This window comes from Pseudomonas baetica (genome assembly GCF_019733355.1).
Classification (GTDB): domain Bacteria; phylum Pseudomonadota; class Gammaproteobacteria; order Pseudomonadales; family Pseudomonadaceae; genus Aquipseudomonas; species Aquipseudomonas baetica_A.
Genome location: NZ_JAIHLQ010000016.1, coordinates 255,080 through 270,470 on the forward strand (window position 1 = coordinate 255,080; position 15,391 = coordinate 270,470).

Sequence of the window (15,391 nt, forward strand, 5' to 3'; positions counted from 1 at the left end):
CCTTATTCCTCGGTCAACGCGGAGCCGGCCCGGTCGAGCAGCGGTTTGAACAGATAGTTGAGGAGTGAGCGCTCGCCCGTGCGCACGAACATTTCTGCCGGCATGCCGGGCTTGATCACCAGACCGTTGAGTTTTTCCATGGCCTGATCGCTGACACTGCTGCGCAGCACGTAATACGGCACACCGGTTTTCTCATCGACCATCTGGTCGGCGGAAATCAGGCTGACCTCACCCGGCACCCGCGGGGTTTTACTCTGGTTGAACGCGGTAAACAGGATGTCCACCGGCAAATGAGGGCCGACCTTGTCGATCAGGTTGATCGGCAAATGCCCTTCCACTTCCAGCGTCGTGCCTTGCGGGACGATCTCCAGCAGCGTTTCGCCCTGCCGCACCACAGCGCCTTCGGTGTGCACGCCAAGATTGACCGCCACGCCATCGGCGGTGGCAAGAATTTCGCTGTGTTGCAAGTCGAAACCGGCGGAGATCAATTGCTCGGACAGGGTCACGCTTTTGAGTTGCGCCTCGGCCAGTTGCGTGCGGACTTCCTTCTGATACTCCTCGCTGTGCTGTTGCAGCTTGAGGCGCGATTCGAGAATACCCTGCTCCACACGACCGCTTTCGCCGGTGTTTTCCGCCAGTTGCTGTTGCACTTGCGAGAGTTGGCGCTGGTACTCCATCAAGCGGTTGCGCGGGATGTAACCGTTGTCCGCCAGCGGCTGCAGGTTACTGAGTTGTTGTTGCAGGGAATTGGCCTGTGCATTCAGATCGGTGCGTGCACGGCGCATGCCGGCCAGTTGCGAGGTCGCCCCTTCAATGCTGGCGCGCAATCCGGCTTGCTCGCGGGAAAACGCTTCGCGACGGCTGCTGAACAGTTGGCGCTGCCCCTCCAGCACCAACGCCAGGCGCGGGTCCGGGTCATTGCTCAGTTCAGCCGGAAAGATCACTTGCTTGAGGTTGTCGCGCTCGGCCTGCCAGCGCGCCAGGCTCGCCCACGCCATGCGGTACTGGGCTTGCAGCGATTGCACGTCAGCGGCGACTTGCGTCTGATCGAGACGAAACAGCGGCTGGCCTTGCTTCACGATCTCGCCTTCGCGCACCAGAATGCGGCTGACCACACCGCTGCTCATCGACTGCACCGCTTTGCGTTTGCCTGAGACCACCACAGTGCCCTGCACCGGAATGCCTTGATCGAGCGGCGCCAACGCGGCCCATGTGAAGAAACTGCCGGCACCGACAATCGCCAGAATCCAGCCCATGCGCGCGAAGAATTTCGCATCGCGCTCCGGGCGCTCGGTGATGTAGGCGTGTTCCATGTTCGCTTCGTTTTCTGTGTTCATGCTGGCACTGCTCATACACCCGAATTCCTTGTCGAGGGCTGGTACTGCCGACTCATGTTGAGCCCGCCCGGTGCTTGCGCAGGTTTCTCGCGTTGTTGTTCATTGGCCGCGCCAGACAGCGCCTTGAGCACGTCCTGGCTTGGGCCGAAGGCTTGCAGGCGGCCTTCGTTGAGCACCAGCAACTTGTCAGCCTGGGCCAGCACCGAAGAACGATGCGTCACCAGCACCACCGTGGTGCCTTGCGCCTTGAGTTGTGCAATGGCACCGGCCAATGCCGCTTCGCCAACGGTGTCGAGGTTGGAGTTGGGTTCATCCAGCACCACCAGGCTTGGCGTGCCATACATGGCGCGCGCCAATGCCACTCGCTGCTTCTGACCACCGGACAAGCCGCTGCCGTCCTCACCCAGTTGCGTGTCGTAGCCTTGCGGCAGACGCAGGATCATTTCGTGGACGCCGGCCTGTTGTGCAGCGGCCACGACTTTCTGCGGATCAGCGTCACTGAAACGCGCAATGTTCTCGGCGATGCTGCCGCTGAACAGTTCGATGTCTTGCGGCAGATAGCCGATGTACGGGCCGAGTTGGTCGCGATTCCAGCGATGAATATCCGCGCCATCCAAGCGCACAGTGCCACCCAGAGTCGGCCAGACACCGACCAGCAGCCGGGCCAGCGTCGATTTGCCGGAACCGGAAGCCCCCAGCACGCCGAGCACTTCGCCGGCCCCCAGACTGAAATTGACCATGTGCAAGGTCGCAGTGCGTTGCCCCGGCGGGCCGGCGCTGACTTGCTCGAAGGTGATCTGGCCTTTCGGTGCCGGCAGGGCCATCGCGTCATCGCTCGGCGGGAAGGCTTGCAGCAGCGCGTCGAGACGCCGGTAAGCCAGCTTCGCCCCGCTCCACTGTTTCCACACCGCGATCAACTGGTCGATCGGGCTCAGAACGCGGCCCATCAGAATCGAGCCGGCAATCATCATCCCGGCGGTCATGTCGCCCTTGATCACCAGCAATGCACCAAGACCCAGCACCAGCGATTGCAGGCACAGGCGCAGGGTTTTACTCAGCGAGCTGATCACCGCACCGGTGTCGCTGGCCTGGTTCTGCAAGCCGAGGAAGCGCGAATGTACCTGGAACCAACGCTTGCGCAGTGAACCGAGCATACCCATCGCCTGAATGGTTTCGGCGTTGTGCAGGTGGCTGGTGGCTAGCTGGCTGGATTTTTGCGAAAAACCGGCGGCGTCGCCCAACGGCTTTTTCGTCATGTATTCGTTGAGGCACGCCAAGGCGATCAGCAACAACGCACCCGCTGTGGCGAGCACGCCGAGCCAGACGTTGAACAGGTAAATCACGAACAGATACACCGGGAACCACGGCGCGTCGAAAAACGCGAACAGCGCAGGCCCGGTAACGAATTGGCGAATGTGGGTCAAGTCGCCCAGCGATTGGCCTGCGTTGCCCTCGCCCTTGAACAGGTTGCGTTCGAACGCCGCCTGATAAACCCGCAAATTGAATCGGCGCTCCAGTTGGCTGCCAATGCGGATCACGATAAAGCTGCGCACCACTTCCAGCAGGCCGATGAAGGCGAAGAAACCAACAACCATCAGCGACAGCATCGCCAGGGTGGTTTCGTTCTGCGACGACAGCACCCGGTCATAGACCTGGAGCATATAGATAGAGGGCACCAGCATCAGCACGTTAATCAGCGCAGTAAAGCAACCGACACTGATCAGAATACTTTTGTAGTCGCCCAATGCCTTGAATAAAGGCGCGGTGGCTGGGGCCTTCGCCATCTTCATTGATTATTCCTGAAATGTTTGATCTCGCCACACTTTGGCGAGGTTTGAATTAGTCTTCTGTTTGCCGGCGCAAGACAACTTGCAAGTGCCCATTACAATTCAATAACAACTTCGGCTTTCACGTCGGCTGACCTATAACGATTAAGCATCACCTTATATCCAACTGGCCGTCTCGACGCTTATTGCACTACGCGTTCAACAGTGATGATCAGCCCCGACTTCAAATGACTTGAATAGAGCCCTTCACGTTGTCGGCTGAAAAACACGATTCTTGAGCCTTCCTTGCCGGTAATCGAGATACCGTCCGGCTCGGGGAACCAGCCCATGGGCGTGTCTTCAATCCAGGCAGCCAAACAGTCGGCACCCTTGCCAACGGTCTGGTTCGATTGCAGGTCGATGACGCAAGTATTCGATGGCTTGTCCTGAAGCTTTTGCGCGTCTGGAGCGTCATTGCGAGCGATCAGCGTCGCCTGCCATTCGCCGGACAATTGCGAGGGGTCTTCGAGTCTGAGGCTGCTTGCCATGCTTGCTTCTCCTGAAATCATCATCAGCGTCGCCACCAGCCACGCCACCGTTATGTAGGTAAAAACCTTTCGACCCATAGGAAATTTCACTCCGGCGTGTAGCCTTGCGTACCAGCCTAGACGATGCAAGCGAAGAAAGCGGCGCATCAAGCGCCGCTCTCTTGGTTCACATCACGCCACGATGTCGCTGAAAGCTGCCTGGCCAACGGTGCTGACCTGGAAGTCCGCCACGCCGTGCCCGGAGAAGTCCACCGACAACAGGCTGTTGCCACCCGACGAAGTCAGCACTGCATCACCCGCCGAACCGGTGAAGTAGTTGACGAAGTGCAGGCCCGAGCCACCGGTGATACCGGTCAGGTCGATTTTGTCCAGACCACTGACGAAATCGAGGATCTGATCGATTGCACCCGGCCTGGAATCAGAGCTGGCCGCAAACACAAAGGTGTCCGAACCTGCACCGCCCCACAGCTTGTCGGCGCCACCAGCCCCGTAGAGGATGTCGTTGCCGGCGCCCCCTTTGAGCTCGTTCGCCGCATTGTTACCGATCAGCAGGTCGTTGCCCGAACCCCCGATGGCGTTCTCGATGGTGACACCTTTGGCGATGGACACGTTGCCCACCAGGCCGCCAACGTCGGAGAACGAAGCCTCATTGAGGTTGATCTTCTGGTTCTGGGTGAAACCCGAGAAGTCAAAGGTGTCCTTGCCGCCCGCATCCCATACCGAGAACACCAGCTTGTCGCTCGACGACGAAGCGCTGAGGAAATCGCGACCGGAGTTGGAGTTGGCGCCGTAGGTGGTGTCACCGGTACGGGTATTCATGTTGGCGCCATAGAGCTTCTGGATAGCAGCGATATCGTCCATCAACGGCCCGGAGGAATAGGCTTCTACCCCGCCCTTGCTGAAGTTCTGGCTGGTATTGCTCTCGCTCCAGTAACTCATGACGCTGTAGCCGCGGGTGTCTTGCCCGTAGGTCGCGTCATTGTAGGTTGGGTTGCCATTGCCGGCGTTGTAGTCGCCAGGGTGAGCCAGGCCCAGGGTATGGCCGATTTCGTGCGTCAGGGTCTGGCGACCGTAGTTGTTCAGATCCGGCGTCTTGTTTTGCGTGTAGCCACTGTTGATCAGGTACCACGACGTGCCGTCATAACCGGCGCCGGTGCCTGGCAGATAAGCGAACGCCGCAGCGCCATCCTGGCCCCCACTGTAGTTACCGAAGGTCATGTGGCCGTCGCCGCCCGAGGCTTTCTCAGTGAAGGTGACATTGGCCACATCGGCCCAGGATTGCATGGCGAGCTTGGCCTGGGTTTGCTGTTGAGCACTGAACTTGCTGAACCCGCTGATCCCGTGTTTGTACATCGTGCTGGACGATGCCGATGTCAGGAACGTGTAGGTGAGTTCGATCTTGCCGCTGCCATCCTTGTCCTGGTAGGCAGCACCGTCGCGCAGCAACTGAGTGGCGGCCTGGTCGACGGAGAAGGAGGGTTTGCCATTGACCGTGAGGTTGCCGCCACGATCATATTGATGGCTGAAGCTATTGATCTGGTTATACGCCGAACTGGCTGCGGCCAGCGGTTGTGGCGCAGCGAACAACTGGAAAGCCTGTTCGGCGGTATCAATAGCATTAGCTTTAACTTTCGACATAAACACACTTCCTTGTTTAGCAATGGAACAGTTTTTGTCCGATAGCGACAATCTCTGGCGAGATCGTCCTATCACTCGCCCAATGAAGGCGTAAGAAACCTGACACAATTTGAAATCTAACGTAAAGCCTTTTTTTGAGATCAAATTGAACTGTTCCGGAAAACTCCCGTAAACAATGCGCACGGCGATAAAAGAATGTTCGAAACGGCTGGGTTTAGCCTAATTGTCTGACGATTTTCTATTTAAATATTAAATAAAGGTAAGTTGCATTTTGTTAGGCACGTCGCATTTTCATGCACTTTATTAGTGCGATGCCAGTGTATTGCTATCAATCAATAAACAGATAATGAATAACAAATGTGGCAGCGGCTTTGCTCGCGAAAGCGATGGGGCAGTAAGCCAACGCATTGCCTGACACGACGCCTTCGCGAGCAAATCCGCTCCCACGGTTGTTGCTGGATCAGCTACCGGTACGGATCTTGTTCCACACCCGCGTACGAATCCGGTCGATGTTCAGCGGCATAGCCTCAAGCGCAAACAATTTCCCCATCATCTCCGGACTCGGATAGACCTTGGTGTCGTTCTTGATCGCCGGATCGATCAGGCTGTCGGCCTGCTCGTTGCCGTTGGCGTAGTGCACGTAATTACTGATGCCGGCCATCACGTCCGGACGCAGCAGGTAATTCATGAACGCGTAACCGGCCTTCTCGTCGGGCGCATCGACCGGCATGGCGACCATGTCGAACCAGATGGCGGCGCCTTCCCTGGGAATCGCATAACCGATATCGATGCCGTTCTTCGCTTCCTTGGCACGGTTTTGTGCTTGCAGAATGTCGCCGGAGAAGCCAACCGCTACGCAAATGTCGCCATTAGCCAAGTCACTGGTGTACTTGGAGGAATGAAAGTAACTGACGTAGGGCCGAACTTTCATCAGCAAAGCTTCGGCCTTCTTGTAATCCTCGGGATTTTTGCTGTGGGGCGGCAGGCCCAGGTAATTGAGCGCCGCCGGCAGCAGCTCCGGGCCGTTGTCGAGTATCGCCACGCCGCACTTTTGCAGCTTTTCCATGTACTGCGGTTTGAAGATCAGGTCCCAGGAATCCACCGGTGCATTGTTACCCAGCACCGCTTTGACCTTGGCAACGTTGTAGCCGATGCCGGTGCTACCCCACAGATACGGGAAGCCGTGCTCGTTACCCGGGTCGTTGGTCTGCAAGGCTTTGAGCAGCACCGGGTTGAGGTTCTTCCAGTTTGGCAACTGGCTCTTGTCGAGCTTCTTTAGCGCGCCGCCCTGAATTTGCCGGGCCATGAAGTGGTTGGAAGGAAACACCACGTCGTAACCGGATTGTCCGGTCATCAACTTGCCGTCGAGGGTTTCGTTGCTGTCGTAGACGTCATAGGTGACGCCAACGCCTGTCTCTTTCTCGAAATTCCTGATGGTGTCCGGCGCAATGTAATCGGACCAGTTGTAAACCTTGACCGTTTCGGCGGCATGACTGATGGAGGCGACCAGCAACAGCGGCGCCAGGGCGAGGGTTTTCTGGATCATGAGTCGATTCCTGTAGAGGCTATTGTTGTTGGCAGGCAATCAAAGGATCAAACAATCAGAAAATCAGCACATAGCTCTTGCGCACGGTTTCCTGGATATCCCAGATACCGAGCGTGTTGGCCGGCAACATCAGTGCGTCGCCACCTTGTATGTGCAGGGTTTCGCCACCGTCGTCCGGGGTGAACGTGCAGCGGCCGGAGATGAAATGGCAGAACTCCTGAGCGGTGATCTGCCGGCGCCACCGGCCGGGTGTACATTCCCAGACGCCGGTTTCAACGCCATCGTCGCGTTCGACGCTGGTGGTCGAAGCGGTGGCGATCGGCTCGCCGAGGGGCACGGCCACCGGGCTGGATTCGTCCAGCTTCAGCGAAGCGGTGTTTTTAAACTGGGTGATGCTCATGGCGTTACCTGTCTTGTGAATAAACAACGTTTAGTGCATGAAACCTTCCATGAAGCCCGCCACTTGGCTGGCAAGTTTGCGCCGCCAGGGCGCCGTCGCCGGGTTGGCCAGGGTCTGGTCTTCGTGGACGAAACTCTTGATGATCGCGTTGTAGCCCAGCCAGCGGCATGGCTCTGGCTCCCAGGCGCGCAGCGCGTGAATCCCGCCATCGGGCAACACCCACGGCTGTTTAGTGAGTTCGCTGTCGCGCTCCAGAATCAGATCCGCCAGGGTGCGACCGCCGAGGTGGCTGGCACCGACGCCCTCCCCGCCATAGCCGCCGGACAGCGCGATACCGTTAGCCCGATCGCAAAGCATGTGCGGCTTGAAGTGCCGGGACATGCCGAGATTGCCGCCCCACGCGTGGGTGATCTGCACGTTTTTCAGTTGTGGGAACAGCTCGCCGAACAGATAACGGCGCAGTTCGACTTCATCACGGGTCAGGTCGAAGTTGTGGCGCAGCTTGCCGGCGAACTGATAGCCGCCGCGGGCGCCGAAAACCAAGCGGTTATCGGCGCTGCGCTGGCCGTAGGTGACTTGGCGGCTGAACTCGCTGAAGGCCTGGCCGCGATTGAGGCCGATTTCGTCCCAAGTGGCAGCGGACAAAGGTTCGGTGGCGACGATCAGGCTCTGCACCGGCAACTGATAGCGACCCAAGGGCGGCAACGTCACCGAATAACCTTCGACCGCCGGCACGATCCAGCGGCTGCGCACGCTCGCCTTGGCGGTGCGCAAGCTGCCTGACTGCCAATGCGTGACCGGGCTTTTTTCGAAGATTTTCACGCCCATGTTTTCCACGGTGCGCGCCAGACCCCGAACCAGTTTGGCCGGGTGGAGGGTCGCTACGTGCGGCGCGTAAATGCCGCCATAAGGTTTGGCGACGCGGATCTGCTGCGCCAGTTGCTCGGGGCTGAGCCAGCGGTAATCGTCGTCGGTCAGGCCTTGTGCGTGCAGCTTGGCCAGGTACTCACGCAGAGACGCTTCCTGCTCTGGATAACGTGCAGCGCAATACAACACACCGCCTTTACGATAATCGCAGTCAATGCCTTCACGTTCGATGACAACTTCAACCTCGTCGGGGATCGCGTGCAGCAGATCAAACGAAGCGCGACGCTGCTGCGGTGACAGCCCGGCGAGCAAGCGATCCTCACCCAGCAAATTACCCATCAGCCAGCCACCGTTACGACCAGAGGCACCAAAACCGGCGGTTTGCGCCTCGACGATTGCGATGTCGAGTTCGGGGGCGAGCTTCTTCAGGTAGTACGCCGTCCACAGCCCGGTGTAACCGGCGCCGATGATCGCCACGTCGACATCAAGGTCCTGTGTCAGCTCCGGCCGCGCGGTCAGCGACTCATCGCGTTGATCCATCCACAAACTGATAGTGCGCCACGCCGGCATGCAAGACTCCGCCACTGAAAACCTTCGATGGCGTCGATCCTAGTGCGCTTGCTCAGCCGATGTCTTGCGCGCGTGCCCGCAAAGAAATTTGTTTGGCGTAAGCCTTGGGTGACTGACCGGTGTGCTGGCGGAAACAGCTATAAAACGCCGATATCGAATTGAATCCGGAGGCGAACGCCATGTCGTCAATGCGCAGAGGTGGGGCAGCATCATCCAGAGACTTGAGCAAATGCTGTAGTCGCGCCTGATTGACGTACCTATAGAAGCTTTGGCCTAGCACTTGATTGAGCAAATAAGACATCTGATTGCGGCTGTACCCGCACTCCTTCGCCACACGCTGCAGGTCGAGTTGTGGATCAAGGTATGGCTGCTGTCGCTCGAAGTACTGCTGCAGGTCTTCGGCCATAAAACTCAGCTGGCGCGGCGAGAGGCCCAGCCGACTGGCGGCTGGCCGCTGATTCGGCGCGGCCTTGTTGCTGGCCTGCGCACGCACGAGTGAAGCGTATTCGTTGACGCGCCAGATCAGCCCGTCCTTGACCGTAATGGCCTCGCTGGAGCGGAACGACACCAAGCCGTCGCCGCCGCGCAGGGTCACTTCGTATTGAATGAACGCCGTGTTGCCATCGACGCGAATGCGGTCGCAATGCTCGAGGGCTTCGTCGGACTCTCGGGGCATGCTGACCCGCACGTACTCACGCAAGTCTTCGAGGCCGAGCACGCGGTTCTGGAAGAAATCGTTGTATTGGATCTCTGGGTGGTACAGCGCCATGACACTGTCCAGGTCGCGGCGCTTCCAACTCAAGTGGTAACGCATGACCGTGTTGGCCGTGGCCTGGGTCTGTTCTGGGCCGTCATCGTCGGCGTGCATATTAGACTCGGCGAAAAAGATTCGAGCTTGCCCAAGATCGCCACGCGCATCAATGATTAATCCATAGTGGCATTTTGGCGACGATTGCGTAGGCCATGACTTACATCAAAAAATGCGAAGCAATCGCAAAATGAACTGAAAAATCTCACAGTAGTTTCACATCAGGATGCTACTTTTAATGTCAGTCACTGGTTGAGCCAATGAAGGCTCTTCCCACCTCACATGAGCAAAAGGAAGCGCTCGATGAAGAAGGCGGGCAACACATGAATACAAGTTCAAGCAAAGTCACGTTCCCCAATGCATGCCAGCTGATGCGCTGGCATTTTCATCCCATGGGTTTCGAGGCAACGATGGATGCGCCGGGCAGCATGATCGCCCGTCTGTTTGATCGTGCCAGCGGCGAAACCATGATCGCCATCGCCGGCATTCCTTGTGCCACGGTGATGAATGCGGCGGATGTCGAGCGAATTATCGAGGCTGTGGAGGATGAGCTGGAAGCTTTCATTCCTCCAGAGTCTTTTAGGAGTTACGCTTAAGCTTATGATTTAAAACAAAAAAGCCCGTATTTTTACGGGCTGTTTTTTTTGCCGATGCTTTCAGGCTGTTTGCCTTGCTGCACGGTGATCAACGAAGAACGGCTTGCCCTTGGCGATCCGGTCGGACGCCCGGGGCATGTTCACTGCTTGCGCTTCCTGCGGTTCGACATACCAGTAGCAATGACTCACCGCTCGGGTGATGCCGACGTACGCCAGGCGCAGGATTTCGTCTTTCTGCGCGCTGTCGTAAGGCTCGTTATCGCCGCTTTTGCCCAATCCAGCCATGCGGTAGACCTGATTCTTGTAGGGCGAACTGGTCAAGTGCTGACAGTCGCCCAGCAAAAACACCGCATCGGCCTGCAAGCCTTTGGCGCTGTGATACGTCAGTTGTTTCAAGCGCCGCGCCTCGTACGGCAAACTCGAATCAACATTAACTACTGAACGAATATGCTCTTCAATCAATGACTTATCGCTACTTTTTCGATAAAGCATCAAGATCGAATGCCCCTGACGATAGTGTTCGGCGAGGCGCTGACCCAAGGCCTGATCGTCGCGTTCCAGCACGTTGACCGGCTGCAGTGCCTTGGGCTCACCGCTGGCCTTGGCCTTCTTCCCGGGAATGGCCGGGGCGGCACGAACGATGTGTTCAGCCGCGTCGATAATGTGTTGATGACTGCGATAGTTGTCGCTGAGCATGACCCGGGTGGTGCTCGGCGACGGGAACTCCTTGTTGAACGCCATGAAGTAACTCGGCGAACTACCGCGCCAGCCGTAGATCGACTGCCAATCATCGCCCACACACAGCAGCGACGAACGCTGCGCACCGCGTCCGACATGCATGGCCGGACCTCGACTGCGGATTTCGCCGAGGCTGGCGCGAATCCACGAAACGATCTGCGGCGAAACGTCCTGAAATTCATCGATCATCAGGTGCGACATCGGCCGCAGTAACTCATCGCCGAGTAGTTTGAGGTTTTCCGGTGAGCGCTCGCTGAACAGCGCAAACATACGGTTGTAGGTCATGATCGGTGGCTTTTGATCGAGCAGATGGTCTTCGAATGCGCGCCAGAACAGGCTTAGCGCCTCGAAGAAAAACCGGTCCGGATCATCCTTGGCAAAACTCATGCGAGCGACAGCGTCTGGCACATCCAGCCCCAGGTTCTCGATAAAGCCTGCCGCCGTAACAAAGCAATCGAGCAATGGCGCGGAGGCCAGTTCGCCTTTGACCTTGTAGTCAAAGCCCGGGCCGGCGCTGGCATCGCCAGCCAGAGTGGCCAGAACACGCTTTGATGACTCGTAACTATCGATCCATATCAATGGCTTACGACAGAAAGCTTGAAACAGAGTGCGTTTTACCGCCCACTCTGCCCGTACGGAAAGCTTAGCGTTTGGCCGGCTGAGTTGCGCATCTTCCCGTGGGTCGAAACCCAGAACCACCCACGCATCAAGGCTGGGGATATAGCCATGGCAATGGAATGTCGAACCGTTGATCTCAAAGGTCTGGCGATTCGGTTCGACCCCCTTGATCGGCCAGGCGCCAGCGCGAAACCACAAATCTTCGATGGCATCACAGAGCTCTTCATCCCGCTTGGCCGCCAGTTCGGTGACGGCCATGCGCTTTTGTACATCCGGGTGATCGCGCTCCAGCTCCTTGAGCTGCATGCCTGCCTTGGCCATCGGCTGGATTAGCTGACGGAATCGCTCGTCCTGGGTGACCAAGCGGTGGTAGCAGGCATTGAGTTGTTGGCGCTGGGCGTCGTTGATGCGCAGGTCGAACGGATTGCTGTCGACCTCCTCGTCAGCGCCCGGAGCCCGATGGCTAAGGTTCTCGAATGCCTGCAAACGCTCGAAACCCGGCAGGCTGCGCACCATCGGCAGGATTCGCGAGTGAAAGGTTCGCACCAACTCCCGCGCCTGCTTCAGGCCCAAGGCCTGACCCCACATCGAAAAAATTTCGATCAATTTGTTGATGAAGTCCTTGCGCGATTCGCGAGTGAACGTCACCACGGTCATCGAATCGAGCTCAAAACCCAGATAATGAGTCAGCAACACAATACGCAGCACCAGCGTGGTTGACTTGCCCGCGCCGGCTCCGGCAACCACAGAGGTCGAAGGCGTATCGCTGAAAATCATCTTCCACTGCGCAGCACTCGGCTGGGCGTGCTCGGGCAGCAGACGCGCGACGTCAGCCTTCATGCGTTTCTTCAGCTCGGCGGTCAACGGCAGGCGCCAGTCGTCGAACAAGTGATTATCGACACCCGGCGGGCGATGCTCGGTGCTGCGACTGTCGCGAATCAACAAGACCTGCCGACCTTCTTCCAGCCCCTCGAGCTTGCCCTCTTTATAGCCGTACTCCACGCCTGCGGTGTGACCACTGCGAAAACCGTCAGCCTGGCCGTGCAACCAGGATGCCCGGTGCTGGGCGCGCAGACGGGTCAATCCATGGCCGAAGAAACGCGCGGCAAGACGTTTGAACCAAGGCATCTCGGCCAATGGACGAAGTTCGGGAGGAAGATCGGGGGTGTGTTGCGCCACGCGAAAGGGCTCCAGTGGGTAAGGCTGTTGACGGCTATGGTGTCTGTATTTGCCGTTGAGTTCTAGCGAAATGCTTACAGGTCATTGGTTTAGGAGATGAATTGAAGGTGACAGGAGACGGTTTCGACGTGGTCTTTCATCAAATTATTCGATACTTATGCCGCATTTTTTACGCTTTTTATCGATGCTTCCCTAATAGATGATCGCCGCTATAAACCACCGGTCTTGTGCCGGGTGCGGACATCGCGCCCCGTGACGAACCTTTTTTGAGGAGACGATCATGCTTGAACTCAGACCTTTCAGCTCGCTGGGCGGCGCCGATCATGGCTGGCTGGATGCCCATCACCATTTTTCGTTCGCCGAATACTACGATCCACAGCGCATGAACTGGGGCAATTTGCGGGTTTGGAACGACGACGTGATTGCCGCGGGCACCGGTTTCCCGCAACACCCGCACCGAGACATGGAAATCATCACCTATGTGCGTGAAGGTGCGATTACCCACCAGGACAATCTGGGCAACAAGGGCCGTACCGAAGCGGGCGATGTGCAAGTGATGAGCGCCGGCACCGGCATCGCGCACAGTGAGTACAACCTGGAGGCAAAGGACACCAAAATCTTCCAGATCTGGATTCTGCCGACCGAAACCGGCGCTCCGCCGTCGTGGGGTGCAAAACCGTTCCCGAAAGGGCAGCGCGAAGGCTTCGTGACCCTGGCAAGCGGCAAGGATGGTGACGACCAGAGCCTGCGCATTCGCGCCGATGCCCGCTTGGTCGCCGCCAATATCAAGGCAGGAGAAACCGCCGAGTATCGCCTTGATGAAGGGCGCCGGGCTTACCTGGTTCCAGCCACTGGTGTGATTGAAGTCAACGGCTTGCGTGCACAAGCTCGAGACGGTGTAGCGATTGCACTGGAGCAGGTGCTGACGGTTACGGCGATCGAAGACAGTGAAATCGTATTGGTGGATTTGGCTTGATTGCTTGATTCAAAAACAAAAAAAGGGGCAGCCATGACGGCTGCCCCTTTTTTAGGCTTCGCGTTTATCGAGCCCTACTGGCTGGAAATAGCACCATCAACCAACGCCTGCGCTTCGGCCACCAGTTGCTTGAGGTGATCGTCGCTAATGAAGCTTTCGGCGTAGATTTTGTAAATGTCTTCAGTGCCCGACGGACGCGCTGCGAACCAGCCGTTTTCGGTCATGACTTTCAGACCGCCAATGGCTTGGTCGTTGCCTGGCGCGTGGCTGAGGATGTTCTGGATCTTCTCGCCGGCCAACTCGGTCGAAGTGACCTGCGCAGGCGACAGCTTGCTCAGCAAGGCTTTCTGTTCGGGATTGGCCTTGGCGTCAACGCGCACAGAGAACGGTTCACCCAGTTCGGCGGTTAGCGCGTGGTAAGCCTGACTTGGATCACGACCGTTGCGAGCAGTCATTTCCGCGGCAAGCAATGCCGGGATCAGGCCGTCCTTGTCGGTGCTCCAAACGCCACCGTCCTTGCGCAGGAACGATGCGCCGGCGCTCTCCTCGCCACCAAACCCCAACGAACCATCGAACAGCCCCTCAGCGAACCATTTGAAACCGACCGGCACCTCGTACAGACGTCGACCCAGGCGCTTGGCGACGCGATCGATCAGACCACTGCTGACCACGGTTTTACCCACGGCGGCATCGGCTCGCCACTGCGGACGGTTCTGGAACAGGTAATCGATGGACACCGCCAGATAATTGTTCGGCGCGAGCAAACCACCGGACGGCGTCACGATGCCATGGCGATCGTGATCAGGGTCGCAGGCAAACGCCACGTCGAAACGATCTTTGAGGCCAATCAATCCCTGCATCGCGTAGCTGGACGATGGGTCCATGCGAATCTGGCCGTCCCAGTCAACGGTCATGAAACGGAACGTCGGATCGACTTCCTTGTTCACCACCTCCAGGTCCAGACGATAGTGCTCGGCGATGGCCGACCAATAGCGCACCCCTGCTCCGCCCAACGGATCGACGCCCAGATGCAGCTTGGCATCACGAATTGCATCGAAATCGATCACGTTGATCAGATCGGCAACGTAGCTGTTTACGTAGTCGTGACGGTGAGTGGTGCTGGCCTTGAGCGCCTGCTCGTAGCTGATCCGTTTAACGCCAGCCAGTTTATTGACCAGCAGCTCGTTAGCCTTGGCTTCGATCCACTTGGTGATGTGGGTGTCGGCCGGGCCGCCGTTGGTTGGGTTGTATTTGTAGCCACCGCTCTGTGGCGGGTTGTGCGATGGCGTAATGACGATGCCGTCGGCCAGGCCCGAGGTGCGGCCACGGTTGTAGCAGAGAATGGCGTGGGAGATGGCAGGCGTCGGCGTGTATTCATCACCTTCGGCGATCATCACCGTCACACCATTGGCCGCCAGCACTTCCAGCGCGCTGGCACCGGCCGGGGTCGAGAGTGCGTGAGTATCGATGCCGACAAACAGCGGACCGGTAATCCCTTGAGCCTCGCGGTAAAGGCAGATCGCCTGACTGATGGCCAGAACATGCCATTCATTGAAACTCAAATCGAAGGAACTGCCCCGATGACCAGAGGTGCCAAACGCCACGCGTTGCGTGGAAATGGAAGCGTCAGGCTGGCCGGTGTAATAAGCCGTCACCAGTCGCGGGATATCGACCAACAATTCTGCCGGTGCCGGTTTGCCCGCAAAAGGACTGAGAGTCATGCAAAACCTCTGGAATAGGTGGTTCAGGAATAGAGCGCAGTTTACTGGCAGTTTGACCGCAGCGCGATGGGATCTATCCGGCA

General features: G+C 57.9%; 12 protein-coding genes. 2 read left to right on the top strand and 10 right to left on the bottom strand.

The annotated features are described in order from the left end of the window. Window positions 1-2 precede the first annotated feature (2 nt). The 8 genes from K5E40_RS16795 to K5E40_RS16830 all read right to left on the bottom strand — a co-directional run bounded on the left by K5E40_RS16795 (window position 3) and on the right by K5E40_RS16830 (window position 9,540). Window positions 3-1,352 (bottom strand): HlyD family type I secretion periplasmic adaptor subunit, encoded by a 1,350-nt coding sequence (locus tag K5E40_RS16795; protein ID WP_221731795.1) that lies wholly within the window; start codon window positions 1,350-1,352, stop codon window positions 3-5. Continuing rightward, window positions 1,349-3,127 carry a type I secretion system permease/ATPase gene (locus K5E40_RS16800; RefSeq protein WP_221731796.1) on the bottom strand — a complete coding sequence of 593 codons (1,779 nt, stop codon included), beginning with the start codon at window positions 3,125-3,127 and terminating at the stop codon, window positions 1,349-1,351. The genes K5E40_RS16795 and K5E40_RS16800 overlap by 4 nt, the downstream gene beginning before the upstream one ends. Window positions 3,128-3,306: 179 nt before the next feature. After that, the gene (locus tag K5E40_RS16805) at window positions 3,307-3,729 is read right to left on the bottom strand and encodes an AprI/Inh family metalloprotease inhibitor (RefSeq protein WP_221731821.1); all 423 of its coding nucleotides are present in this window, start codon (window positions 3,727-3,729) and stop codon (window positions 3,307-3,309) included. Window positions 3,730-3,822: 93 nt separating this feature from the next. Continuing rightward, on the bottom strand, window positions 3,823-5,289 hold the full coding sequence (locus K5E40_RS16810) for a serralysin family metalloprotease (RefSeq protein ID WP_221731797.1): 1,467 nt from the start codon (window positions 5,287-5,289) through the stop codon (window positions 3,823-3,825). Between the two features lie 460 nt (window positions 5,290-5,749). Next, window positions 5,750-6,835: a polyamine ABC transporter substrate-binding protein gene (locus tag K5E40_RS16815; protein WP_221731798.1), complete on the bottom strand. Its 1,086-nt coding sequence runs from the start codon at window positions 6,833-6,835 to the stop codon at window positions 5,750-5,752. A gap of 55 nt (window positions 6,836-6,890) precedes the next feature. Further along, window positions 6,891-7,235, bottom strand: coding sequence for a cupin domain-containing protein (locus tag K5E40_RS16820; RefSeq protein WP_221731799.1), 345 nt, complete (start codon window positions 7,233-7,235; stop codon window positions 6,891-6,893). A gap of 30 nt (window positions 7,236-7,265) precedes the next feature. Beyond that, window positions 7,266-8,672, bottom strand: coding sequence for an FAD-binding oxidoreductase (locus tag K5E40_RS16825; RefSeq protein WP_221731800.1), 1,407 nt, complete (start codon window positions 8,670-8,672; stop codon window positions 7,266-7,268). A gap of 52 nt (window positions 8,673-8,724) precedes the next feature. Further along, a complete protein-coding gene (locus K5E40_RS16830; protein WP_221731801.1) occupies window positions 8,725-9,540 on the bottom strand; it encodes an AraC family transcriptional regulator in 816 nt (271 codons plus the stop codon). Between the two features lie 263 nt (window positions 9,541-9,803). On the opposite strand from K5E40_RS16830, the gene K5E40_RS16835 reads away from it, so the two are divergent. Further along, window positions 9,804-10,076, top strand: a complete 273-nt coding sequence (locus tag K5E40_RS16835) for a DUF1652 domain-containing protein (RefSeq protein WP_221731822.1) — start codon at window positions 9,804-9,806, stop codon at window positions 10,074-10,076. A gap of 60 nt (window positions 10,077-10,136) precedes the next feature. Here K5E40_RS16835 and K5E40_RS16840 read toward each other — a convergent pair whose 3' ends face one another. Continuing rightward, window positions 10,137-12,611, bottom strand: coding sequence for a UvrD-helicase domain-containing protein (locus tag K5E40_RS16840; RefSeq protein ID WP_221731802.1), 2,475 nt, complete (start codon window positions 12,609-12,611; stop codon window positions 10,137-10,139). Window positions 12,612-12,891: 280 nt separating this feature from the next. Here K5E40_RS16840 and K5E40_RS16845 point away from each other — a divergent pair, with 280 nt between their 5' ends. Continuing rightward, window positions 12,892-13,587, top strand: a complete 696-nt coding sequence (locus K5E40_RS16845; RefSeq protein WP_221731803.1) for a pirin family protein — start codon at window positions 12,892-12,894, stop codon at window positions 13,585-13,587. A gap of 74 nt (window positions 13,588-13,661) precedes the next feature. Here the strand turns inward: K5E40_RS16845 and pgm are convergent, their stop codons facing one another. Further along, window positions 13,662-15,308, bottom strand: a complete 1,647-nt coding sequence (pgm, locus tag K5E40_RS16850) for a phosphoglucomutase (alpha-D-glucose-1,6-bisphosphate-dependent) (RefSeq protein WP_221731804.1) — start codon at window positions 15,306-15,308, stop codon at window positions 13,662-13,664. Window positions 15,309-15,391: the final 83 nt, after the last annotated feature.

Bases quoted from the DNA above. Each gene is read 5' to 3' on its own strand.
- K5E40_RS16825 (WP_221731800.1), bottom strand. From the start codon at position 8,672: ATGCCGGCGTGGCGCACTATCAGTTTGTGGATGGATCAACGCGATGAG.
- K5E40_RS16820 (WP_221731799.1), bottom strand. From the start codon at position 7,235: ATGAGCATCACCCAGTTTAAAAACACCGCTTCGCTGAAGCTGGACGAA.
- K5E40_RS16810 (WP_221731797.1), bottom strand. From the start codon at position 5,289: ATGTCGAAAGTTAAAGCTAATGCTATTGATACCGCCGAACAGGCTTTC.
- K5E40_RS16835 (WP_221731822.1), top strand. From the start codon at position 9,804: ATGAATACAAGTTCAAGCAAAGTCACGTTCCCCAATGCATGCCAGCTG.
- K5E40_RS16805 (WP_221731821.1), bottom strand. From the start codon at position 3,729: ATGGGTCGAAAGGTTTTTACCTACATAACGGTGGCGTGGCTGGTGGCG.
- K5E40_RS16845 (WP_221731803.1), top strand. From the start codon at position 12,892: ATGCTTGAACTCAGACCTTTCAGCTCGCTGGGCGGCGCCGATCATGGC.
- pgm (WP_221731804.1), bottom strand. From the start codon at position 15,308: ATGACTCTCAGTCCTTTTGCGGGCAAACCGGCACCGGCAGAATTGTTG.
- K5E40_RS16815 (WP_221731798.1), bottom strand. From the start codon at position 6,835: ATGATCCAGAAAACCCTCGCCCTGGCGCCGCTGTTGCTGGTCGCCTCC.
- K5E40_RS16800 (WP_221731796.1), bottom strand. From the start codon at position 3,127: ATGAAGATGGCGAAGGCCCCAGCCACCGCGCCTTTATTCAAGGCATTG.
- K5E40_RS16795 (WP_221731795.1), bottom strand. From the start codon at position 1,352: ATGAGCAGTGCCAGCATGAACACAGAAAACGAAGCGAACATGGAACAC.
- K5E40_RS16830 (WP_221731801.1), bottom strand. From the start codon at position 9,540: ATGCACGCCGACGATGACGGCCCAGAACAGACCCAGGCCACGGCCAAC.